The organism is Microbacterium sp. C23T (genome assembly GCF_053345975.1).
In genome coordinates, this window is sequence record NZ_JBKFBD010000018.1 from 80,445 (window position 1) to 101,785 (window position 21,341).

The following is a 21,341-nucleotide window of genomic DNA, read 5'->3' on the forward strand; positions in this document are numbered from 1 at the left end:
GGAACGTCAGGCCATCAGCGGGATGGCGCCGACCAGCACGCCGACCGCGAGCATCGCGAGCGACACGATCGTGGCGCGCCACAGCACCTTCTTGTGGTGGTCGCCGAGGTTCACGCTCGCCAGCGAGACCAGGAGGAGGATCGCCGGCACCAGCGGGCTCTGCAGGTGCACCGGCTGGCCGGTGATCGAGGCCCGCGCCATCTCGACCGGCGCGATCCCGAAGTGCTCCGCACTCTGGGCGAGCACCGGCAGGATGCCGTAGTAGAACGCGTCGTTCGACATGAAGAACGTGAACGGGATCGACAGGATGCCGGTGATCACGGCGAGGAACGGGCCGAGCGAGGCCGGGATCACGGTGGTGATCCAGGTGGCCATGGCGTCGACCATGCCCGTGCCGTTCAGCACACCGACCAGCACGCCCGCGGCCAGCACCATCGACACCACGCCGACGATGCTCGGGGCGTGCGCGACGATCTCGTCGGCCTGGCTCTTGAGCTTTCGGAAGTTGACCACCAGCGCGATGGCGGCGCCGACCATGAAGACGTACGCGAGCGGGAAGATGTCGAGGACCAGCAGCACCATCACCACGAGCGTGAGCGCCAGGTTGAACCAGATCAGCTTCGGCCGCAGCGTCGCGCGGTTCGGGTCGAGCATGGTGTCCGCCATCGCGGTGTCTTCCCGGTCCACCACCGCGGTCGCCGCGGGCACGCCGCCGTGACCGCCGGCGAGGGTGACGATGTTGCCGGTACGCAGCGTCGCACGGGCGCCCGGCTTCGTGTCGGCGCCGCGGAAGATCCGCGGGCCGGCGAGCGAGCCGCCGTCGCCGAGGCGCGAGGCGTCGATGCTGCCGATGCGCTTGCGCTCGGAAAGGCCGAGGAACCACGAGAACGTCAGCGCGATGACCAGGCCGGCCGCAAGGGACGGCAGCATCGGCACGAAGATGTCGGTCGGCTGCAGGCCCAGCGCTGTCGCTGCGCGCACGGTCGGACCACCCCACGGCACGATGTTGAGCGTCCCGTTCATGAGGCCCGCCACGCACGTGAGCACGACGGGGCTCATGCCCAGACGGAGGTAGATCGGCAGCATCGCGGAGGTCGTGATGATGAACGTCGTGGACCCGTCGCCGTCGAGCGACACCGCTCCGGCGAGGAGCGCCGTGCCCAGCACGACCTTCGCCGGGTCGTCGCCCAGCAGCCTCGTGATCGCACGGATGAGCGGGTCGAACAGCCCGACGTCGATCATGATGCCGAAGTACATGATCGCGAACATGAGGAGGGCCGCCGTGGGGGCCATGCTGCCGATGGCATCGATGATCATGTCGCCGAGCCCGAGCCCCGCGCCGGCGAACAGGCCGAACACCGTGGGCACGAGGATGAGCGCGACCATCGGCGTGAGCCGCCGCGTCATGATGAGCGCCATGAAGACGAGCACCATGGTGAAGCCGAGGGCGACCAGCACCCATTCGGGCGGGACGAAGGCCGTCGCGTAGCCTTCGTCGGCCTCGGCGGCCTGGAGGAGGAACGGTGCTGCCGCGTTCATGTCGACTCCTTCGTCGTGGGGTGCGTCAGGTCTCCCGCACCGTTTCGCGGTGCGTCTGAGAGAGGTTAGGGTCGAGCCCCGGATGGGCGCGCGGTAAGTCGCATTCCCTCGCGTTGTGCGCGTAGCGTGTGTTCTGCGCATTCTGCTCAGGCGCAGTCCGCTCACACACCCGGGAGGTGACATGCGCTTCGCGACACGGCTGCTGCTCGTGCAGCTGGCGACGGTCGCCGCCGTCGTCGCCGTGTGCGCGCTCGTCTTCGGATGGCTGGGCGTGCGCCAGCTGCGCGCGGAATCCGAGGCTGCCGCCCTCAACATCGCCCGCACCGTCGCGGAAGACCCCGACGTCAAGTCCCTCGTCGCCGAGTTCTCGGCGGACCCGGGAACTCCGGATGCCGCAGACCTCCGTGACGGTCCGCTGCAGCGAATCGCCACCGATGTCGCCGACCGCACCGACGCGCTGTTCGTCGTCATCACCGACGACCACGGCATCCGTCTCGCCCACCCGAATCAGGACCTGCTCGGCCAGGTGGTCTCGACGCCCTTCGCCGAGGTGCTCGAGGGCAACGAGGTGGTCGACTGGGAGGTCGGCACGCTCGGCGAGTCCGCGCGGGCGAAGGTGCCGATCTACGCCGATGCCGGGGGCGCCCCGACCGGCGAGGTCAGCGTCGGCTTCGAGCGCGCGAGCGTGTTCGACGACCTCCCCGCGCTCCTCACGACGATCGCGGTCGCCGCGCTCGGCGGAGTCGCACTGGCGACGCTGGCGACGCTGCTCCTGCGGCGGCGCTTCGAGCGGCTGACCCTCGGACTTCAGCCCGAGGAGCTCGTGGCCCTCGTCCAGAACCAGGCCGCGGTGCTCGAGGGCGTCGGGGACGGCGTGGTCGCCCTGGATCCCGACGGCGTCGTCCGCGTGTGCAACGAGGCGGCGGAGCGGATGCTGGGACTCGACGATCCCGTCGGCCGCCGGTTCAACGAGCTGGCGCTACCCGAAGACGTGCTCCGGGCCGTGCGCGAGGGCGCGACCGCCGTCGAGGCGGTCGTGGGCGACCGCGTGCTGTACCTCGACACGCGTCCGGTGCGCCGCGACGCCCGCGCGCTCGGTGAGATCGTCGTGGTGCGCGACCGCACCGATGTCGAGGCGCTCGCCGGGCGACTCGAGACCGTCCGCGCCATGACCGAGGCGCTCCGCGTGCAGCGCCATGAGTTCGCCAATCGTCTGCATGTCGCATCCGGGCTGATCGACGCCGACCGCGTCGACGAGGCGCGCGCGTTCCTCGGCGACCTCACCGAACGCGGAGCCGTCGATTTCGCCGTCGCCGGACTCGAGCGCGTTCCCGACGCATTCCTGCAGTCCCTCCTGGGGGCGACGGGCGCGGCGGCGCGGGAACGGGGCGTGAGCGTGCGGGTCTCCGATGACACTCTGCTGCTGAACGAGATCGCGCTGCCCGAGGACGTCGCGGCGATCCTCGGCAACCTCGTCGGCAACGCGGTGACGGCGGCGGTCGCCGGCGACGAACCCCGCTGGGTCGAGGTCGCGCTGCTCGGCGACGGCGATGAACTCGTGGTCACGGTCGCCGACTCGGGCGGCGGCATCCGTCCGATCGGAAGCGATCCGTTCGCCCGCGCCGGCTCTCGCTCGGCAGGCTCGGGCCCCGGCGACGCGGTGCACGGACACGGCTTCGGTCTGCCGCTGTCCCGAGACCTCGCCCGCCGGCACGGCGGCGACGTGTGGCTCATCGATGCCGGAGGCGACGGTTCGGGTGCCGTGTTCGGGGTGCGGCTTCCGGGCGCGCTGCGCACCGACGCCGCTGTCCCCCGAGAGGAGAATGCATGAGCCAGCCCATCCGCGTGCTCGTCGTCGACGACGACTTCCGCGTCGCCGGACTGCACCGCGACGTCGTGGCCTCCCGCGCCGGCTTCACCGCGCTGGACCCTGTGCATTCGCTCGGGGCCGCGCGCCAGGCCGTGCGCGCCCACACTCCCGACCTACTGCTCGTGGACGCGTTCCTCCCCGACGGCGACGGAGTCGAGTTCGTCGCGGGCGCCGACGTGGACGCATTCGTGCTGTCGGCTGCGACGGATGCCGCGACCGTGCGTCGCGCGCTGCGCGCGGGCGCACTCGCCTATCTGACGAAGCCGTTCGAGGCCCGCGTGCTGGCGGAGCGCCTCGACCGCTACGCGCGCATGCGGAATCTCCTCGCCACCGACCGCCCGCTCGAGCAGGAGCAGATCGACCGCGCCCTGACGATCCTCCACGGCTCTGGGGAACCTGCCACCGTCGCCCGATCCGCGACGGAGCAGCTGATCCTCGAGGGCCTCGGCGACGACGAGGCCTCCGCGGCCGAGGTCGCCGACCGGGTGGGCATCTCGCGCGCGACCGCGCAGCGCCATCTCGCCACGCTCGCCGCGCGCGGACAGGTCGAGGTGCGGCTGCGCTACGGCACCACGGGAAGACCCGAGCACCGGTACGTCGCCGCCCGCGGCTGACGGGGCGACGTCATCACCCTCGCAGGAGGGACCGGAGGGACTCGATCGTGTCGGCCTCGTCGGGGCGCTTGTCGGGGCGGTAGCCCTTCACCCGGGCGAAGCGCAGGGCGACTCCGCCGGGGTACCGCGTCGATCGCTGCACGCCGTCGATCGCGATCTCGACCACGGTCTCGGGCCGCACGTGCACGGCGTACGCCGAGCGGTGGGTCTCGATGGTCGGGAAGTGCTCGGTCTGCCACTTCAACGTCGCGTCGGTGAGGCCCTTGAACGTCTTGCCCACCATCACGAAGCCGCCCGGTTCGCCGAAGACCCCCTCCGGGTCGCGGGCGCCCAGATGCAGGTTGGACAGCTGCCCGGTACGACGGCCCGACCCCCACTCGACGGCGAGCACGACGAGGTCGTAGGTGAGCACCGGCTTGACCTTGAGCCAGCTCTTGCCGCGCCGCCCGGCGGCATACGGAGCGTCGAGCGCCTTGACCATGACGCCTTCGTGGCCCGCGGCGAGCGCCTGCCGCGAGAACTCCTCGGCCTCTGCCGGGTCGTCGGTGACGACGCCGGGCATGCGCGCGTCGCCGACGGCTCGATCAAGCAGCTCGAGCCGCGTCGCGAGCGGCTCGTCGATCAGATCGCGGCCGTCGAGATGGAGGATGTCGAAGAACCACGGCCTCAGCACCGTGGCCGCCGCGTCGTCGCCCATCGATCCGAATCGCGACATCGTGTCTTGGAACGGCCGCGGGCCACCGTCCTCGTCGAGCGACAGCGTCTCGCCATCGAGGATCATCCGCTCGGCCGGCAGTGCCCTCACCGCTTCGACGAGCTCCGGCACGCGGTGGGTGATGTCGGCGAGGCTCCGGGTGAAGACGCGAACGTCGTCGCCGTCGCGATGCACCTGGATGCGCGCCCCGTCCAGCTTGTATTCCACGGATGCTGCGGCCCCGAGCGTCGCGAGCGCCTCCGTCGTAGAGCCCGCCGTTGCAGCGAGCATCGGCAGCACGCCGCGCCCCACCTCGAGGCCGACCGCCGCGAGCTCGTCGGCGTCGCCGGCGAGCGCGATGCGCGCCGTCGCACCCAGGTCGCCGGACAGCATCGCTGCTCGCCGCACGACGGGCGCTTCGCGCTCGGACCCCTTCGCGATCGCATCGAGGAGCACACCCTCCAGCGCCCCGGTGCGCAGCTCGCCGATCATGACGCGCGCCAGGAAGTCCCACTCGTCGGCCGTTGCGGCGCCGGCGAGCGCATCGAGCTCGCCACGGCGCGCGAGCACCGAGCCCGCGCCGTCGGCCCCCGCCAGTCGGCTGAGGGATGCGTCGACATCGAGCACGGTCAGCGTCGGCGTCTCGGCATGGACGACGTCGAGGCCCATGAGACTCCGCCACCCGACGCCGAGCCGCCCCTGCCGCGGGTTGGCGGTGAGGAATCCGATGGCGGGAGCGATCTCGTCGGGCTGAAGCCCGCGCAGCACGGTGGCGAGGACGGCGATCTTGGCCAAGCGCGATGACGTCGCCGCGACCTCGCCCGTCGCGGTCACCAGCTCGTTCAGCAGCACACCGGCATTCTGGCATCGGCCCCCGACACATGTCCCCGGCTTGACGGCTAGCGCGTGACCGTCCTCAGCGCGGATTCCAGGTCACGGTGCGCGAACTCGTACCCGGCTGACAGAAGCACTTCGGGGGCGGCCCACCGGCTCTTGAGCACGAGCTCCGGTTCGGTGCGCAGCACCGCCATCGCCGGCTCCAACATGAAGCGGTAGGCGGGAAGACCGATCGGCTGCCCGACGAGGCGTCGGAGCGTCGCCATGAGCGTCCGGTTGTCGCTCGCCTCGGGAACCGCGAGGTTCACGGGACCGTCGATCTCGGACCGGTCGCGCACGAATCGCACCGCGCCGACGACGTCGTCGAGGTGGATCCAGCTGAAGCGCTGCCGCCCACCCGACCGGTGCCACGAGGCTCCGCCGTTGCCTGTCGGATGCGCACCGATCCCTCGGTACCGACGGTGCGCCCACCACCAGCCGTCGTACTGCGGGCCGCCGAGACCGAGCCGCGCGAGGCGCAGGAGCATGTTCGTCGCCGGGCCGTCGCCGATGACGATGGCCATCCGCAGCGCGACGCGACGCGTCGCCGGCAGATCGCCCGCGAAGAACTCGTCCTCCCAGTTCCGCGCGACGTCGACCGAGAATCCCACCCCGAGCTCGCCCTCGCCCTCGGTCTGCGCCCGGTCCATCGCGTAGCGATAGATGGTGGCGGTGCTGGCGTTGAGCCACAGCGGAGGCGGGGTGACAGCATCGGTCACCGCCTCGCGCAGCGTCTTCGTCGTCTCGATCCGCGATCGCAGGATCTCGTCGCGGTTCGCGTCGGTATAGCGGCAGTTGACCGACTTCCCGGCGAGGTTCACGAGCACGGCGACACCATCGATGAGAGCACGGATGCCGCGCCTGTCGTCCCACGTCGCGTCCGCGCCTGTCCGGCCGATGGTGCGGACGTCGTAGCCGTCCTCGGCGAAGGCGCGCAGGAGCGCCTGTCCGACGAAGCCGGACGCCCCCGCGACCACCGCGACGGGTCGGCTCACCGGCCGGTTTCCGAGGTGCCGCTGGTGCTCCACAGCCGGGCGATGGTCCGGGTCACGCGACGGCGTCCGCGATCGCGTCGATGAACCGGAGGTGGTCGTCGACGGTTCCCGACGTCGTGATGACGCGCAGCACGACCTCGTCGACGGCCGCGCGGTACGCGGCGATCCGGTCGCGCAGCTCCTCCGGACGGATCACGGTGTCCGCGGCGGCGACGCCCGACCGCGCGAAGTTCGCGGCATACGCCGGGTATGCCGCGTAGCGGGCGGTCTCCTCCTCGAGGGCGCGGAGCGCCGCAGGATCTGCGGCGGCGCGCACGTAGAGCGCGACGTGCGTGGCCGGTGCGATCTCCCGGGCCTGCGCCGCCTGTGTGGCAGCGACCTGCGGGGTGAGCCAGCTGAGCAGCAGCCCGTCGGACTCTGCCGCGGCCGCGCGGCGCATCTTCGGCCCCAGAGCGCCGACCACGACGCGGGCGCGAGTACGGGCGCGAAGGGCGGTGGCCGCATCCGTGACCCTCGCGACGGCTCCGGTGCGCAGCTGGCCCGAGCCGATGCCCAGCACGAGGCGGTCGGCCGGAAGCGCGTCGGCGCCCGCGAGGATGCCGTCGGGCGTGCGACGGTCGATCGGAAGCACTCCCGTGGCGAGCACGAGCCGCTCGGTCGCACCCGCAGCGGCCGCGAGCACGGCGAGTGCGTCGTGTCCGGGGGTGTCGTTCACCCAGAGCGCGTGGAGCCCGGCGGCCTCGGCGGCCGCCGCGACGCGCGCACCGACATCCGCGCCGGCTGCGGCGGCGATCCCGATCGACAGCACCGCCGTCATGCGACACTCGCGCCGACGAGGCGCGACACCTCGGCAGCAGACCGGTAGAACTCGGCGATGTCGCCGCGCGACGAGGGCAGGAGCACCACGTCGTCCACCCCGGCGTCGAAGAAGCGCTGCGCGCCCGCGGCGACGTCCGCCGGGTCGCCCCACAGCGCGCGCTCGGCGGGATCGGGCTTGTCGCCCACGTCGGCGATCGCCCGGACCTCGGCATCCGCGCCGAAGGCGGTGACGACGTAGGCCACCACGTCGTGGTCACCGGCGCGACCCGACGCGGCACGCGCCTCGCGGATGGCGGCCGTCGCGACGGCGTACTCCCCCGCGGTGTGCCCACTGTCGAGCACGGTCCCGTCGCCCACCTCGCCGCTCAGCCGCAGTGTCTTCGGCCCCTCTGCCGCCGCGTACACGAGCGGCGGCGCGACCGGCGGATAGTCCAGACGCACGTCACGGAGAGTGACATAGCGACCGTCGAGGCTGATCTGGTCACCGGCGAGCAGTCCGCGCAGCGCAGGCACGTACTCGCGCATGAGGGTCAGCGGCGAGGCGACGCGCGCCCCGACCTGCCCCATCCAGTCGAGCACGCCGTGGCCGACGCCGGGAAGCAGCCGGCCGGGGAACAGGCGCTCGACCGTGGCGATCTCCATCGCCGTCGCGGCGACGTTGCGCAGCGGCATCGGCGCGATCCCGATGCCGATGCGCAGCGCCTCGGTCCACGCGAGGGCCGCGCCCACGGTGGCGAACGCGGACTGCTTGAAGCAGTCCTCCCAGATCCACAGCTCGGGCAGTCCCGCGGACTCCGCCGCCAGCACGGCATCGCGGAACTCGTCGGGGGTGTGGGTGTACGGATTGAAGATCGCGCCGATGCGGGTCATGAACCCACTCTGGCAGGGCGCGCCGACACACGCGAAGAGCGCCGGCCCTCCGCGGGCTCGGCGCTCTCCCGCTCACCTGTCGCGAAGCGCCGGGAGCCGGCAGATCGCGACAGGTGAGCGGGGTCGATGCTCGGATCAGGCGGCCACCGCGAAGGGGGAACCGGCGACCACGGAGAGTGCCTCGGCCGAGGCATCCACCGTCACTGTCCCGCCGTCCACGAGCGCGCCCGTGACGAACAGGTCGGCGATGCGGTCGTCCACCTGGCGCTGGATGAGGCGGCGCAGCGGCCGTGCGCCGTACTCGGGCTCGTACCCGTTGTCGGCGAGCCACGCCACCGCCGAGTCCGTCACCACGAGAGAAACCTCGCGCTTCGCGAGGCGCGCGTCGGATGCCCCGAGCAGCAGTCGCACGATGCTCTGCAGCTGCGGCTTCTCGAGCTTGCGGAACAGCACGATCTCGTCGATGCGGTTGAGGAACTCGGGGCGCATCGCCTCGCGCAGCTTGCCGAAGACGCGGTCGCGCAGATCCTTCTCGGACCCGAAGCCGGTCGTCCCTCCCCCGTCGGCGAGGAAGCCGATCGCCCCGCCGCGGGACGCGAGGAACTCCGAGCCGAGGTTCGACGTCATGACGACCACCGTGTTTCGGAAGTCGACCGTGCGACCCTGCCCGTCGGTGAGGCGCCCGTCGTCGAGCACCTGCAGCAGCAGGTTGAACACGTCGGGGTGCGCCTTCTCGATCTCGTCGAACAGCACGATCGAGTACGGGTTGCGCCGCACGCGCTCGGTGAGTTGTCCGGCCTCGTCGTAGCCGACGTATCCGGGAGGGGCGCCGACGAGGCGCGACACGGTGTGCCGCTCGCCGAACTCGCTCATGTCGAAGCGGATGACCGCACCCTCGTCGTCGAACAGCGAAGCCGCGAGCGCCTTCGCGAGCTCGGTCTTGCCCACCCCGGTCGGGCCGAGGAAGAGGAACGACCCCACCGGGCGACGGGCGTCGCCCATGCCGGTGCGGTTGCGGCGGACCGCCTTGGCGACGGCGGTCACGGCGTCGTCCTGTCCGATCACGCGGTCGTGCAGCTCGTCCTCGAGGGACGCCAGGCGCTCGCGCTCGGTCTCGGTCAGGCGGTTCACCGGGATGCCGGTGGCCCGGCTGATCACCGCGGCGATCTCGGGCTCGTCCACGATCGCCTCGGTGCGCACGGCGGCGCCCGCCGCGGTGGCACGCTCGAGGCGGTCCTGCACCTCGGCGATCTGGTCGCGGATCTGCGACGCCTCCTCGTAGTGCTCCGCCGACACGGCGGCGTTCTTGTCCGCCTCGAGGGTCGCGAGGCGCTCGATGAGCCCGCTCACGTCCACCTTCGACCCGAGACGCAGCCGCAGTCGCGCACCCGCCTGGTCGATGAGGTCGATCGCCTTGTCGGGCAGCACGCGCTCGGTCAGATAGCGGTCGCTGAGCTCGACGGCGGCGCGCAGCGCCTCGTCGGTGTAGACGATGCCGTGGTGCTCCTCGTACGCGGGCTTCAGTCCGCGCAGGATCAGCACCGCGTCCTCGACCGAGGGCTCGCCGACGCGCACCGGCTGGAACCGGCGCTCCAGAGCGGGGTCCTTCTCGATCACGCGGTACTCCTTGAGCGTCGTCGCGCCCACGAGGTGCAGCTCGCCACGCGCGAGGCGCGGCTTGAGGATGTTGCCCGCATCCATCCCGCCGTCACCGGCGCCGCCCGCGCCCACCACCGTGTGCACCTCGTCGATGAAGACGATCAGCTCGCCCTTGTGGGCGGCGATCTCGTCCATCGTCTTGGTGAGGCGCTCCTCGAAGTCGCCGCGGTAGCGGGTGCCCGCGAGCATGGCGGGCAGGTCGAGCGCGATCACGCGCTTGCCGAGCAGCTGCTCGGGCACGGAGCCGTCGACGATCGCCTGAGCGAGTCCCTCGACGATCGCGGTCTTGCCGACGCCGGCCTCGCCGACCAGCACCGGGTTGTTCTTGGTGCGGCGGCTGAGGATCTCGATCGTCTGCTCGATCTCGTCGGCGCGCCCGATCACCGGGTCGAGTTCGCCGGCGACGGCGCGCGCCGTCAGGTCGGTGCCGTACGTGTCGAGCATGGGGGTGTCGGATGCTGCGCCCTCGGGCCGCACCTCCGCCTGGGCGCTCTCGCCCGGCGTCACGGTCTCGCGCGCACCCTGCATGAGCGCCTCGGCCGTCACGCCGGCACGGGCCAGCACCTGACCGGCGGGCGTGTCCTGCGCGAGCACGAGGGCGAAGAACAGGTGCTCGGGGTCGACGTAGGTCGATCCCGACGAGCGGGCGACCTGGAACGCGTGGAACAGCGCCCGCTGCACGGACGAGGTCACGACGGCCCCGTCGACGTCGGCCGCAGCGGTCGCGGCGGGAAGGCGCTCCTCGGTGGCGCGCGCGATCGCGTCGGCGTCGGCGCCGATGCGCTGCACGGCATCGCGCGCCGGGGCCTCGGCGACGAGGATGCGCAGGACGTGCAGGGCGTCGAGCTCGTGCTGGCCGCGCTCGAGCGCGTACTTGCCGGCGCGCTGGAGCAGCTCCTGGGTGCGGGCGCCGAGGTAGCGGCTCAGGTCGATCGAGCGCTCGGCGCGGGCGCGCTCGCCCGCGAGGTAGCGCGACAGGAACTCGTCGAACGAGCTCGCGTCGTCGCCGGCCTGGGGGGTGAAGTCTTCTGGCATTCCATCTCTCCTGAAACTTGAGTGGAGGAGTATCAAGTTTTGAACTTGACACAGGCATTGTCAAGTTCAACCGCACCCATCCGCAGGTATTCCCCAGCGGCGCATGTCGGACCCCCGGCGTAACGTCTCCTCCACGGGGGACCTGCTTCAAAGACGAGAGGGAACACGATGGACTGGAAGATCGAGCTCATCTTCGTGCCGGTGACGGACGTCGATCGCGCGAAGGAGTTCTACGAGAGGATCGGCTGGAACATCGACCACGACCAGACGCCCGTCGAAGGCCTCCGCTTCGTGCAGGCGACCCCGCCCGGTTCCGCCTGCTCGATCGCCTTCGGCACCGGTCTCGGCAACACCCTCGAGCCCGGTCAGCAGAACACGGTTCAGATCGTCGTGCCGGACGCCGACGAGGCGCTCGCCCACCTGCGGGCGAACGGTGTCGAGGGGCGCGGTGTCGACGAGCAGGACTGGGGTCGGTTCGTCCAGTTCGACGACCCCGACGGCAACACCTGGACGCTGCAGCAGTTGCCCGCCTGGCGCTGAGGCGCGGCGTCCGTCACCGACCCACGACGCGATGCGGCCGCCCCACTCCCGTGGGAGTGAGGCGGCCGGAGTCGTGCGTCGTCAGTCGCGGCCTCCGGGCGGGCCCAGGATGAGGAGCACGACGAACAGCAGCACGACCGCGAGAGCGATCAGGGCGCCGAGCACCCAGGGACGCCGCAGGAACCACCGCATGAGCCGGTCGTACCAGGTGGCGTCGCGCGGGTCGTCGGTGGCCTCGAGTCGCCAGGCGCCCGCGAGACGACCACTGCGCTGGAGCCAGAGCTCCGCCGGGATCGTGGCGTAGGGGATGACGGCACTCACGAGCGCGAGCACAGTGGGCCCGACGCGCCAGCGGTTGTTGAGGGCGACGAGGATCACGGTCGCGCCGTACGACAGGAAGATGAAGCCGTGGATGCCTCCGCCGATCGTGACGCCGAGCGCCCAGTCGGTGGTGGCGCGGAGGATGAGGCCGGCGATCAGGAGCGTCCACGAGATCGCCTCGAGAATCGCGAGCGCACGGAACAGGGTGTGGGGGTTGCGGAGCACACCTTCAGCCTAACTGAAAGTGTTTCAGGCTTTCTGAAGGTTGGCCGTACGCGGGGCGGCTCGTTCTACTCGGGAGCGAGGCCGAACGGCTGCTCGTGCAGCCCCTCGAGCGCCGTGGCGAGCGCCGGCGCCCCCGCGGCGAGTCCGGCGTCGAGAGCCGCCAGCCGCTGTTCCGCAGCCTGCAGCACCTCGCTGCCCCGGTCGGTCACGCGCAGATCGGATGCCGCGCCCGCGTGCTTCGTCGCGTCCGCGACGAGCCCGTCGGCGACAAGGGTCTGCACGGCGGTGTGTGCCGACTGCACGGTGATCTGCGAGCGCCGCGCGAGCTCGCTGAACGAGATGCCCGGCGTCGCCTCGATGTGGGCGAGCAGTCCGTACTTCCGCGTGGTGAGCCCGAGATCGCGCAACTGCGCGCCGAGGTGCGCGTCCCACACGGCAGCCACGGTCAGCAGCGAGATGACGGGACTGAACGCACGGTCTGGCACCGTTGAATGCTAGTCCCGCTGCCGCGGGACGGCACGCATTCGCCCGCAGTTCCCGGAACCGGGCGCGGCCCGTCCGGCTACCGTGGGACGGTGACCTTCTCGCTCGACGACCTGCGCCGGTGGCCCGACGTGGAGGCTCCCGACCTCGTGGCGACGGATGCTGCGGACCGGCTGCTCCTCGACGAGTCCGCCGCAGCCCGGACCGGCGCCGGCGACGGCGGGATCGTGGTGATCGGCGACGGTTACGGTGCGCTCACACTCGGCGCAGCCTCGGACGGCGGCCGCGACATCCGTGTCCACCAGGACCCGCTCACGGGCGAGCGCGCCCTCGCGGCCAACGCCGAGCGCTTCGGGTTCGAAGACGCGTTCGTGTCGCTGCCCCTCTCCCCCGAGCTGGTGCGCGACGCGCGCATCGTGCTGCTGCGGCTGCCGCGGTCACTCGACGCCCTTCGCGACATCGCCGGGTTGATCGCCGCGCACGCGGCACCCAATCTCGTCGTCTTCGCCGGCGGTCGGGTGAAGCACATGACGCTCGCCATGAACGACGTGCTGCGCGAGAGCTTCACCCGCCTCGACGTCACGCATGCCCGCCAGAAGTCGCGCGTGCTCGTCGCGCGCGAACCTCATGACGGCCGCGACCCGGTGCCTGCGCGCGCGACGCACGACGGGATCATCGTGTGCGCTTTCGGAGGCGCCTTCGCGGGCGCGTCGATCGATATCGGCACGAGGTTCCTGCTGGAGCACCTGCCCCCGATCCCCGACGGGGCGGCCATCGACCTCGCCTGCGGAACCGGCGTGGTGGCGACGGCGCTCGCGCTGCGGCATCCATCCCTCCACGTGCTCGCCTGCGATCAGTCGGCAGCCGCTGTCGCCTCTGCGCGCGCGACTGCGGACGCGAACGGCGTCGCCGACCGGGTCGAGGTCGTCCGCGACGACATGCTGGGGGCGCAGCCGGGCGCGAGCGCGGGCTTCATCGCGCTGAACCCGCCGTTCCACTCGGGCTCTGCGGTGCACGAAGGGATCGCGCCGCGGATGTTCGCCGAGGCCGCCCGCGTGCTGCGGCCGGGCGGTGAGCTCTGGGCGGTCTGGAACTCGGGACTGCGCTACCGTCCCGCGCTGGAGCGGGCGGTCGGCCCGTCCCGGCAGATCGCGCGCAACACCAAGTTCACGGTGACGGCGTCCACCCGCCGCTGACGCCTACTCGCCGGCGTCCGGGGTCGGCTCGGGCCCGGTCGTCGGCCCGAACAGCACCCACGCTCCGTCGCTGCACTCGTAGAACTCGACGGCTGCCGTGTCGATGAACACGTCGCCGTCGGCGGTGCAGGTGTCGTCGTCGGGCGCCGCCGTGCCGAGCATCACCTGCGTTCCAGGTGCCCCGGCGGCGCCGGTCGGTCCCTGAGCCCCTTGCTCGCCCTGCGCGCCTTGCTCACCCTGTGCGCCGGCGGGCCCCTGCTCACCCGTGAGGTTCTCGGCGGCCGACTCGCGGAGATTGCCGACGAGCGTCCACGCGTCGTCCTTGAAGAGGTACACGTCGGCGTTGAGGACGTCGATGTAGACGTCGCCCTCGTAGCCCTTGCCCTCCTCGGGTGCGCCGGAACCGGCGCGAACCGCCGACCCTGCCGGGAGGATCTCGGCGAGCACGTCCTCGTACTCCGGCGACGCCGTCGCCGAAGCCGACGGCTCGGGCGCGGGCGCAGCCGTGTCGACCGAGCGCGCGAGCCAGGATCCGAGGAACGCGGCGAAGAACGACAGCAGCACGAAGCCGAGGCCGAACCACACGAGTGTGCCGCGGGTCACCGCCGGCGCTGCGGGTGCAGCGGCACGCGCGGGTGCCGGATCCGCGGCCGAATCCACGTCGTTGTCCACGGCAACTCCCCTTCCACCGCGTGCGTCCTCGACGCCGGACTCCCACAGCCTCGGCGTTGTGACTCAACTGTAGGAACGCGCGCGCCCCGTGTCACCTGTTCCGCGGAAATCGTCCCTGCACGCCGGGCTCTTGACAGCCCCCACCGCGAGGGATTGACTCTCGAATCGAGGTCCTTGCATTTCGCACCGTGGCCGTCGAGGCCACGCCGACGACGCCACGTGGTGGGGTCGTCTCCCTCCCGTCGGCTTCGGGTACCGCCGGCGGGGCCCCAGATCGATGCATCCTCTCTGGAGACAGCCATGCCGTCCCAATTGACCTATCCCGGCGTGTACATCGAGGAGGTGGCCAGCGGGGTTCGGACTATCGTCGGGGTCTCCACCTCGGTCACCGCCTTCGTGGGGCGGGCGCCCCGCGGACCGGTGGACAGACCCATCGTGGTGACCAACTTCGGTGAGTACGAACGCACGTTCGGCGGATTGTGGAAGCTCAGCCGGCTCTGCTTCTCCGTCCGCGACTTCTTCCTCAACGGCGGCGGTACGGCCGTCATCGTCCGGGTCGTGAACGATGCAGCCTCGGACGCCGACGACCCGGCATCGTCCTCGGTCGACCTCGCCCTGGACGCCGGCGCGGATCTCCTCACGCTCCAGGCCGTGGACGTGGGCCTGTGGGGCGACGGCCTGCGCGTGCGCATCGACCACGACACGCGTCCCGAAGACCCCGCGTTCGGAGACGAACCCGACACCCTGTTCAACCTCACCGTCCGCGACAGCGCGACGGGAGTCATCGAGGCGCACCGCAACGTCGTCCTCACGCCCGCCGACCATCCCCGGCTGCTGTCGCGCGTGCTCGACAACGAGTCGGATCTCGTGCGCACCGCAGGGACCGTGCCTGACAGCAGTCGTCCCAAGGTCCACACCGGCACGCCCGCCGCGGGCAAGACGATCTGGGACGACATCACGCCGACGCCGGGCGATCCCTCGCAGGAGGCGAGCCAACGGCTCGCAGGCGGAGACGACGGCGACGATCTCGTCGCCGCCGATGTGAAGGGCTCGCTCGGCGCCAAGTCGGGGATGTACGCGCTCGAGGATGCCGACATCTTCAACCTCCTCGTCATCCCCCCGTACCAGGGGGTGTCGCCCGACGGTCCGGGCGGGGAGATCGAGGCCGATGTGGTCACCGAGGCGGCGGCATACGCCGAGGCGCGGCGCGCGTTCTTCGTGATCGACGCACCGCCGACCTGGGACTCCGTCGGCGATGCGAAGTCCGGTCTCTCGTCGCTCGGCACCGTGAGCGCCAACGCGGCGGTGTACTTCCCGCGACTGCGGCAGACCAACCCGCTGCGCGACAATCAGCTCGAGACGTTCGGGGCGTCGGGCGCGGTGGCCGGCGTTCTCGCCCGGACCGACGCGACCCGAGGCGTCTGGAAAGCGCCGGCAGGCTTGGAGGCCACCCTCAACGGCGTGCCGGAGCTCTCGGTCCCGTTGAGCGACGGCGAGATCGGGCAGCTGAACCCGCTCGGCATCAACAGCCTGCGCGCGTTCGCCGGCGCCGGCCGGGTCGTGTGGGGGGCGCGCACGCTGAAGGGCGCGGACTCGCTCGCGAACGAGTGGAAGTACATCCCCGTGCGGCGCACGGCGCTCTTCATCGAGGAGTCGCTCTTCCGCGGGACCCAGTGGGTGGTGTTCGAGCCCAATGACGAGCCGTTGTGGGCGCAGATCCGCCTCAACGTCGGCACGTTCATGAACGACCTCTTCCGGCAGGGCGCCTTCCAGGGCAGCACCCCGCGCGACGCGTACTTCGTCAAGTGCGACAAGGAGACGACGACGCAGTCCGACATCGATCGGGGCATCGTCAACATCCACGTCGGGTTCGCGCCGCTCAAGCCCGCGGAGTTCGTCGTCATCCGACTGCAGCAGATCGCCGGCGCGAGCGCCGTCTGAGCCGAAGGAATCGGGACATGGCACAGTTCAGCGTCAACGCCAGCAGGTTCGACCCGTACAAGAACTTCAAGTTCCGCGTGAAGTGGGACGGCAAGTACGTCGCGGGTGTCAGCAAGGTGAGCGGCCTCAAACGCACCACGGAGGTCGTGGAGCACCGCGAGGGCGGAGACCCGTCCACGTCGCGCAAGTCGCCCGGCCGGGTCAAGTTCGAGGCGATCACCCTCGAGCGCGGTGTCACGCACGACGTCGAGTTCGAGCAGTGGGCGAACAAGGTGTGGAACTTCGGGTCGGGACTCGGGGCGGAGGTGTCGCTCAAGGACTTCCGCAAGGACCTCATCGTCGAGCTCTACAACGAGGCGGGCCAGCTCGTCATCGCGTACAAGGTGTTCCGCGCGTGGGTCTCGGAGTACCAGGCGCTCCCCGACCTCGACGCCAACGCGAACGCCGTCGCCATCCAGACGCTCAAGCTCGAGAACGAGGGCTGGGAGCGGGACTACGCGGTCGTCGAGCCGTCCGAACCTGTCTTCGCCGAACCCTAGGAGCCGACGGTGGCCGCCGCCGCAGCCTCTCCGGTGCGGGCACAGACGATCCTCGACCTCGCCGACGCGGCGCAGGGCGAGGCGCCGATCGCGCGTGCGCTCCGGGTCGCGGCAGCAGCCGGCGAAGACGCGGTGAGGCTGCGGGCTGCGCCGCTCGGGCACCTGCACGCCGCCGCCCTCGGCTTCCACGCGGCGCTTGCGGGGCCCCGTCTCGAGGCGGTCGTCACGTGCCCGGCCTGCGCGTCGGGGGTCGAGTTCGCTCTCGACGCCGACTCCCTGCGCGGACTGGGCGGCGCGGGGGCCTCGGGAGAACTGACCGTGCCGACGGAGGACGGCGCCTGGCGGGTGAACTGGCGGGTGCCGACGGCGGGCGACCTCGCGGACGTCGCCGGACGAAAGGATGCTGCCACCGCCCTCCTCGCGCGGTGCTGCGATGTCACCGGCCCGGGCGGCGAGGACGCGGCGCTCGCCCCGGTCGAGGTGGTCGAGCGCATAGAAACCGCGCTCGCCGCCGCCGACCCGCTCGCCGAGGTCACCGTCGGGCTGGAGTGCCCGGAGTGCGGTGCGTCCTTCGACGCCGACGTCGACCCGATCGCCTTCGTGTGGCGTGAGGTCGAGACGCGCGCCCGGAGGGTTCTGCGCGAGGTCGATGTGCTCGCACGTGCCTACGGCTGGACCGAGGCCGAGGTGCTCGCGCTCCCGGAGCAGCGCCGCACCGCGTACCTCGAGATCGTGCGGGAGGGAGCATGAGCGGCTACCTCGCACGGCTCGCCGCCAGAGCGGGCGGCGCTCCCGCCGCGGCGGGTCCGCGACTGCCTTCCCGCTTCGAACCGACGAGCGGCGAGGGATCGACGGATGCTGCGACTCCCCTGCCGATCGCGACGGCTGCGCATGCCCCCGCCCGAGCCGAGCTGCCGGGTGCGCCGGCGAAGTCCGATGCCCCCGCGCGGATCGAGCCCGCCGGACAGGCGCGTGGCGAGGACGGTCGCGCCATCGCCGCACCCTCGGATGGGGCCGGTCGCGGCGAGGCCGCGGGAACCGCACCGGAGGTCGTCACCGCGGCGCCCCCGCCCGAGCGCGGGACGCTTGCCGTCGACGCCGATCGCGGCGACGCCGTCGCACCGCCGACTCCTCCTCTCTCCACCCCTCGCGTCGAGGCCGTGCCGCCGCCGCGCGCGCAACCTCCGACCGCGACAACGCCGGCGGTGCGTGCGAGCACGAGGGACGAGGCATCCGTCCCCGTTCCGGAGCCGGATGTCGTGCACGTCACCATCGGGCGGATCGAGGTGCGCGCCACCGTCGCGGCGCCCGCCGCCGCCCCCCGCAGCGCGCGCCCGGCGCGCGACCCCGAGCGGACGCTGCACGACTACCTGACGGGGAGGCCACGATGAGCGGCCCGCTCGCGATCGGGGGCGTCAGCGCCGTACTGCGCAACCTGCTCGACAACGGCATCGTGCAGGCGGGGCCCGCCGTGGGCACCGTGAAGGTGACCGCGCTCGCGCCCGACGCGATCAAGCTCAACGAGCCCGACACGGAGCCGAGCCTTAACCTCTTCCTGTACCGCGTGAGCCCCAACGCCGGCTGGCGCAACGCGGGACTGCCCGGCTTCGACGCCGCGGGCACGCGCACGGCGAACCCGCCGCTGGCGCTCGACCTGCACTATCTCCTCACCGCCTACGGCACAGCCGACTTCGAGGCCGAGATCCTGCTCGGGTACGCGATGTCGATCCTGCACGACCAGCCCGTGCTCGATCGCGCGTCGATCAGGACGGCGCTGCAGGCCGGGGTGGTGAGCGGAAGCATCCTCCCGCCCGCCTACCAGGCGCTGGCGGCCGCGGACCTCGCCGACCAGGCGGCCGAGATCACCGTGACCACCGAGCCGATCGACTCCGAGGAGATGTCGCGGCTGTGGTCGGCCATCCAGGCGAACTACCGCCCGAGCGTCGGCTATCTCGTGACGGTGGTGCTGATCGAGGCGACCAAGCCGGTCCGCAGCGGGCTGCCGGTGCTCACGCGCGGGGATCCGGCAGCGAACGGCGGGCGGGAGCCGGGCGTCTTCGTGCACCCTGATCTGCTGCCACCCGTCCCCACGGTGTTCCGTGTGGTCCCGCCGGCGCCCCAGCCGGCCGCGGCCCTCGGCGAGAGCGTGCGCGTCGAGGGCGCGCACCTCGACGGGACCGGCGTCGAGGTGCGCTTCTCGCACCCTTCGCTCACGGCTCCGATCGTGGTGCCGATCGGCGCCAACACCCGCCGCGACGTCGTCGACGTTCCCCTCCCGGCGAGCCCCGGCGCGGACGCCGCATGGCCCGCGGGGGTGTGGACGGTGCGGGTCTCGCTGACGCCGCCGACCGAGACGATCCCCCGGGAGACGAACACCGCGGCGATGCTGCTCGCCCCCGTCATCCGGTTCGGCGGCGCGACCGGCGCGGTCCGCGACGGGGGCACCGGCGACGTCACCGCGACGATCGAGGTCTCGCCCGAGGTACGGCCTGGCCAGCGGGCGACGCTCGCACTCGGCGGCGACGTGGCACAGGCGCAGCCGCACGGAACCGTGACCGACACCCTGGTCTTCGAGTACGGTGACGTCCCCGGCGGACCGCAGTGGGTGCGCCTCGCCGTCGACGGAGCCGAGAGCCGGCTCATCCTCCTGAGCCCGAAGACCCCGCCCGACCCGCCCGCATTCGATCCGGTGCAGAGGATCACGGTCCCATGAGCACCGCTGCCTTCGACGAGCCGGGCCGGCTGCGCGACGCGCCGCGCGACCGGCTCGTGTCGGAGCTCGCGCGCATCGCGGCGCTGCTGCGCGGCGACGACGCGCCCCGGCCGAACGGCGACGGCTCGCCGGTCGCGGATCTCGGCCACCGGCTCGGGCTCTCCGCGTTCGAATGCGACGTGCTCATGCTCGCCGCCGCCGTGGAGCTGGACGCGCAGGTGGCGGCGGATGTCGCGGCGGCACAGGGCGGGACCCCGTCGCCGACCTTCGGGCTCGCCCTGTCGGTGCTGCCCGCGGCGCACTGGGATGCGCTCTCGCCGGACCGGCCCCTGCGACGTCGGCGGCTCGTGAGGCTCGGAGCGGGCGACATCCTCGCGCTCCGGCCGCTCCGCATCGACGAGGCCGTGCTGCATCGGCTCACCGGCCTCGGGCCCGGCCACCTCGACGGGCTCATCGCCGACCCGCTCGCGGGCGGCCTCACCGCGGCGCAGACGGCACTGGCCGACGAGCTCGCCGCCGCGGTGCGCGCGGTCGACGGCCGCGTGCTCGTGCGGCTCGACGGTGCCGATGCCGACACCCGCGCGGGCGTCGTCGCCCGCGTGGCCGCGGCCCTCGGGGGTGGGGTGCTCTCCGTGCGGGATGCGGCGGCCGCCGAGCGCGACCCGGCCGACACCGCCGCCGTGCTCGACCGCGAGGCCGTCCTCGACGGGCGCCTGATCGCGACCGACGACGCACGGCTGCTCGCGTTGCTGGAGGCCGAGGTCGTCGTCACCGACGGACCCGGCGACATCGCCGGCAGGGTCACGCTCGCACGCACGGTGCCCCTGCCGACCGCAAGCGAGGAGGCGGCGCTGTGGCGCGCAGCCCTGGAGCCGGCCGATGACGCGGAGGCGATCGTGGTCGCGGAGCGTGAGCTGTCGCAGCACTTCCGCCTGCCCGCGGGGGTCGTCGCGGCGGTCGCAGCCGAGTGGCTCTCCCTTCCCGAGCGCGATGTCGCGACCCTGCGCCGTCTCGTGCGCGAACGCTCGCGCACGGGCTTCGGTGCGCTCGCACAGCGCATCGAGCCGCGCGCGACCTGGGACGACCTCGTGCTCCCCGAGGGGCAGCGCGAGCTGCTGCGCGAGATCGAGCGGCACGTGCGTCACCGCGCGACCGTCCTCGACGACTGGGGGTTCGCGAGCCGGTCGGACCGCGGCCTCGGCGTTACGGCACTCTTCGCGGGCGAGAGCGGCACCGGCAAGACGATGGCGGCCGAGGTGCTCGCCGGCTCCCTCGGCCTCGACCTCTACCGCATCGATCTCTCCGCGCTGGTGAGCAAGTACATCGGCGAGACCGAGAAGCACCTGTCGACCGTTTTCGACGCTGCCGAGGCATCCGGTGCCGTGCTGCTCTTCGACGAGGCCGATGCGCTGTTCGGCAAGCGCAGCGATGTCAAGGACAGCCACGATCGGTACGCGAACCTCGAGGTCGCCTACCTCTTGCAGCGCATGGAGTCCTATCGGGGCCTGGCGATCCTCACCACGAACCTGCGCGGCAACGTCGACCGGGCGTTCCTGCGCCGCATCCGGTTCGTCGTGCAGTTCCCCTTCCCCGACGAGGCGTCGCGCGCCGAGATCTGGCGGCGCGTGTTCCCGGCGGCGACGCCGCTGGCGGACGTCGATCCTGCGGCCCTCGCCCGCATCCAGCTCAGCGGCGGTGCGATCCGCCAGATCGCCCTCTCGGCGGCCTTCGCCGCCGCCG

At 72.0% G+C, this 21,341-nt stretch carries 19 protein-coding genes; 10 read left to right on the forward strand and 9 right to left on the reverse strand.

The genetic code is table 11. The features are described from left to right. Positions 1-6: 6 nt before the first annotated feature. Entirely contained in the window at positions 7-1,539 is a 1,533-nt protein-coding gene (locus tag ACLBXX_RS11885) for a CitMHS family transporter (protein WP_447658180.1), read from the reverse strand. 181 nt (positions 1,540-1,720) lie between these two features. On the opposite strand from ACLBXX_RS11885, the gene ACLBXX_RS11890 reads away from it, so the two are divergent. Together ACLBXX_RS11890 and ACLBXX_RS11895 are read left to right on the forward strand one after the other, a co-directional pair. Further along, positions 1,721-3,370, forward strand: a complete 1,650-nt coding sequence (locus ACLBXX_RS11890) for an ATP-binding protein (RefSeq protein ID WP_447658181.1) — start codon at positions 1,721-1,723, stop codon at positions 3,368-3,370. Continuing rightward, positions 3,367-4,023, forward strand: a complete 657-nt coding sequence (locus ACLBXX_RS11895; protein WP_447658182.1) for a response regulator — start codon at positions 3,367-3,369, stop codon at positions 4,021-4,023. Before ACLBXX_RS11890 ends, ACLBXX_RS11895 begins: the two co-directional genes overlap by 4 nt. A 13-nt stretch (positions 4,024-4,036) precedes the next feature. On the opposite strand, the gene ACLBXX_RS11900 is transcribed toward ACLBXX_RS11895, so the two are convergent. The 5 genes from ACLBXX_RS11900 to ACLBXX_RS11920 all read right to left on the reverse strand — a co-directional run bounded on the left by ACLBXX_RS11900 (position 4,037) and on the right by ACLBXX_RS11920 (position 10,971). Continuing rightward, a complete protein-coding gene (locus ACLBXX_RS11900; RefSeq protein WP_447658183.1) occupies positions 4,037-5,569 on the reverse strand; it encodes an ATP-dependent DNA ligase in 1,533 nt (510 codons plus the stop codon). A gap of 47 nt (positions 5,570-5,616) precedes the next feature. After that, positions 5,617-6,588: an epimerase gene (locus ACLBXX_RS11905; protein WP_447658184.1), complete on the reverse strand. Its 972-nt coding sequence runs from the start codon at positions 6,586-6,588 to the stop codon at positions 5,617-5,619. A 52-nt stretch (positions 6,589-6,640) separates the two neighbouring features. Next, entirely contained in the window at positions 6,641-7,405 is a 765-nt protein-coding gene (locus ACLBXX_RS11910) for an LLM class flavin-dependent oxidoreductase (RefSeq protein WP_447658185.1), read from the reverse strand. Then, positions 7,402-8,277, reverse strand: a complete 876-nt coding sequence (locus tag ACLBXX_RS11915) for an LLM class flavin-dependent oxidoreductase (protein ID WP_447658186.1) — start codon at positions 8,275-8,277, stop codon at positions 7,402-7,404. The genes ACLBXX_RS11910 and ACLBXX_RS11915 overlap by 4 nt, the downstream gene beginning before the upstream one ends. A gap of 135 nt (positions 8,278-8,412) precedes the next feature. Then, a complete protein-coding gene (locus ACLBXX_RS11920) occupies positions 8,413-10,971 on the reverse strand; it encodes an ATP-dependent Clp protease ATP-binding subunit (protein ID WP_447658187.1) in 2,559 nt (852 codons plus the stop codon). A 168-nt stretch (positions 10,972-11,139) separates the two neighbouring features. On the opposite strand from ACLBXX_RS11920, the gene ACLBXX_RS11925 reads away from it, so the two are divergent. Beyond that, on the forward strand, positions 11,140-11,511 hold the full coding sequence (locus tag ACLBXX_RS11925) for a VOC family protein (protein ID WP_056369821.1): 372 nt from the start codon (positions 11,140-11,142) through the stop codon (positions 11,509-11,511). An 81-nt stretch (positions 11,512-11,592) separates the two neighbouring features. Here the strand turns inward: ACLBXX_RS11925 and ACLBXX_RS11930 are convergent, their stop codons facing one another. Further along, a complete protein-coding gene (locus ACLBXX_RS11930; RefSeq protein WP_447658188.1) occupies positions 11,593-12,057 on the reverse strand; it encodes a DUF3817 domain-containing protein in 465 nt (154 codons plus the stop codon). A gap of 65 nt (positions 12,058-12,122) precedes the next feature. Further along, entirely contained in the window at positions 12,123-12,542 is a 420-nt protein-coding gene (locus tag ACLBXX_RS11935; RefSeq protein ID WP_082497048.1) for a MarR family winged helix-turn-helix transcriptional regulator, read from the reverse strand. A gap of 90 nt (positions 12,543-12,632) precedes the next feature. Here ACLBXX_RS11935 and ACLBXX_RS11940 point away from each other — a divergent pair, with 90 nt between their 5' ends. Then, positions 12,633-13,736 (forward strand): class I SAM-dependent methyltransferase, encoded by a 1,104-nt coding sequence (locus ACLBXX_RS11940; RefSeq protein ID WP_447658189.1) that lies wholly within the window; start codon positions 12,633-12,635, stop codon positions 13,734-13,736. A gap of 3 nt (positions 13,737-13,739) precedes the next feature. Here ACLBXX_RS11940 and ACLBXX_RS11945 read toward each other — a convergent pair whose 3' ends face one another. After that, on the reverse strand, positions 13,740-14,408 hold the full coding sequence (locus ACLBXX_RS11945) for a hypothetical protein (protein WP_447658190.1): 669 nt from the start codon (positions 14,406-14,408) through the stop codon (positions 13,740-13,742). Between the two features lie 435 nt (positions 14,409-14,843). On the opposite strand from ACLBXX_RS11945, the gene ACLBXX_RS11950 reads away from it, so the two are divergent. The 6 genes from ACLBXX_RS11950 to ACLBXX_RS11975 all read left to right on the forward strand — a co-directional run. Beyond that, on the forward strand, positions 14,844-16,349 hold the full coding sequence (locus ACLBXX_RS11950) for a phage tail sheath family protein (RefSeq protein ID WP_447658191.1): 1,506 nt from the start codon (positions 14,844-14,846) through the stop codon (positions 16,347-16,349). Positions 16,350-16,366: 17 nt separating this feature from the next. Next, entirely contained in the window at positions 16,367-16,888 is a 522-nt protein-coding gene (locus ACLBXX_RS11955) for a phage tail protein (RefSeq protein WP_056369810.1), read from the forward strand. A 9-nt stretch (positions 16,889-16,897) separates the two neighbouring features. After that, the gene (locus ACLBXX_RS11960; protein WP_447658192.1) at positions 16,898-17,638 is read left to right on the forward strand and encodes a hypothetical protein; all 741 of its coding nucleotides are present in this window, start codon (positions 16,898-16,900) and stop codon (positions 17,636-17,638) included. Continuing rightward, the gene (locus ACLBXX_RS11965; RefSeq protein ID WP_447658193.1) at positions 17,635-18,279 is read left to right on the forward strand and encodes a hypothetical protein; all 645 of its coding nucleotides are present in this window, start codon (positions 17,635-17,637) and stop codon (positions 18,277-18,279) included. The genes ACLBXX_RS11960 and ACLBXX_RS11965 overlap by 4 nt, the downstream gene beginning before the upstream one ends. Next, positions 18,276-19,601, forward strand: coding sequence for a DUF4255 domain-containing protein (locus ACLBXX_RS11970; protein ID WP_447658194.1), 1,326 nt, complete (start codon positions 18,276-18,278; stop codon positions 19,599-19,601). The genes ACLBXX_RS11965 and ACLBXX_RS11970 overlap by 4 nt, the downstream gene beginning before the upstream one ends. After that, the coding region (locus ACLBXX_RS11975) for an ATP-binding protein (protein ID WP_447658195.1) at positions 19,598-21,341 on the forward strand (1,744 nt) is incomplete at its 3' end. The genes ACLBXX_RS11970 and ACLBXX_RS11975, both read left to right, overlap by 4 nt.

What these genes read in the sequence shown, in the direction of transcription:
- ACLBXX_RS11920 (WP_447658187.1), bottom strand. Translation starts at nt 10,971, where the DNA reads ATGCCAGAAGACTTCACCCCCCAGGCCGGCGACGACGCGAGCTCGTTC.
- ACLBXX_RS11890 (WP_447658181.1), top strand. Translation starts at nt 1,721, where the DNA reads ATGCGCTTCGCGACACGGCTGCTGCTCGTGCAGCTGGCGACGGTCGCC.
- ACLBXX_RS11965 (WP_447658193.1), top strand. Translation starts at nt 17,635, where the DNA reads ATGAGCGGCTACCTCGCACGGCTCGCCGCCAGAGCGGGCGGCGCTCCC.
- ACLBXX_RS11970 (WP_447658194.1), top strand. Translation starts at nt 18,276, where the DNA reads ATGAGCGGCCCGCTCGCGATCGGGGGCGTCAGCGCCGTACTGCGCAAC.
- ACLBXX_RS11895 (WP_447658182.1), top strand. Translation starts at nt 3,367, where the DNA reads ATGAGCCAGCCCATCCGCGTGCTCGTCGTCGACGACGACTTCCGCGTC.
- ACLBXX_RS11925 (WP_056369821.1), top strand. Translation starts at nt 11,140, where the DNA reads ATGGACTGGAAGATCGAGCTCATCTTCGTGCCGGTGACGGACGTCGAT.
- ACLBXX_RS11955 (WP_056369810.1), top strand. Translation starts at nt 16,367, where the DNA reads ATGGCACAGTTCAGCGTCAACGCCAGCAGGTTCGACCCGTACAAGAAC.
- ACLBXX_RS11910 (WP_447658185.1), bottom strand. Translation starts at nt 7,405, where the DNA reads ATGACGGCGGTGCTGTCGATCGGGATCGCCGCCGCAGCCGGCGCGGAT.
- ACLBXX_RS11915 (WP_447658186.1), bottom strand. Translation starts at nt 8,277, where the DNA reads ATGACCCGCATCGGCGCGATCTTCAATCCGTACACCCACACCCCCGAC.
- ACLBXX_RS11885 (WP_447658180.1), bottom strand. Translation starts at nt 1,539, where the DNA reads ATGAACGCGGCAGCACCGTTCCTCCTCCAGGCCGCCGAGGCCGACGAA.